1 protein-coding gene is annotated in these 1,052 nt (G+C 45.8%); it reads right to left on the bottom strand.

What is annotated here, in order from left to right; all coding sequences use genetic code 11:
* Positions 1-86: 86 nt before the first annotated feature.
* Positions 87-1,052 (bottom strand): hemolysin family protein (locus ACTHS3_RS14325; RefSeq protein WP_440368284.1); only part of this gene is annotated, 966 nt, incomplete at its 5' end.

The raw sequence follows: 1,052 nt of genomic DNA, 5'->3' as shown, positions 1-1,052 counted from the left end.
GTATTTTTGAGGTTCAGTTGTCGTCATAATATTTTTTCCTTTTTATTCATTTTTTAATTTTCTTTTCAAGTGTTCCCTGCAACCCGTTACATTTTCCCCACCATATTTCCTTGTTTGGAAACCAAAAGTTGGTCGATTTTCAAATTTTCGGTATCGATGATTTCAAATTTATAACCGGCATAAACCAGAAAATCCGTACGCTTCGGGATTTTGCGCAGGGAATACATCATAAAGCCGGCGATGGTTTCGTAGTTTTCCGAATTGGGAAACTCTTCGATATCCAGCGCGCGCATGACATCGGTAAGCGGCGTGGCACCGTCCACCAACCATGTGTCTTCTGTACGGCGGATGATTTGCGGCTCTTCTTCGGTATTGACCAGCTCGCCCATAACAATGCTCATCACATCTTTCAGCGTTACCACGCCGACCACCAGCGCGTATTCGTTCACCACTACGGCAAAGTCTTCGCCGGAAGTTTTGAAGGTTTCTAAGACATCGTAAAGCGACAGCGTGTCGGGGATGAACAAGGCTTTACGCAACACGCGCTTGTCGGTCAGGCGGACGTCTTTTTCTTTTAAAAACAAAGTCAGCAGCGTATGCGATTCGATATAACCGATGACGCGTTCCAAATCGCCGTCGCATACGAGGAATTTGTTGTGCGGTTTGTCCGACATCATTTCCAATACGGTATCGCTGTCGTCGTGTTTGTCAAAATAGACGATATATTCGCGCGTGCTCATGGTGGAAGTGACCGTGCGCTCTTGCATATCGAAAATGTTTTCAATCAGATAGTGCTCTTGTTCTTTCAACACACCAGCCTGAGCGCCTGCATCAACGACGGCATAAATATCTTCCGAGGTCAGCTGCTCCTGACGAACAGTTGAGATTTTGAAGAGTTTGAATATTGCGTTTGCCAACCCGTCAAAAACCCAGACAAGGGGTTTTAATATAAAAATCAGAAACATCATCGGACGGACAATGCGTACCGCCACCGCTTCGGGATGGGTCATTGCCATACGCTTGGGCATCAGGTCGGCAATTAAAATAAAGCT

It is taken from the genome of Neisseria sp. P0009.S007, from assembly GCF_051962515.1.
The sequence above is the reverse complement of the archived record's forward strand: the minus strand, read 5'-3'. Positions and strand labels throughout refer to the sequence as shown.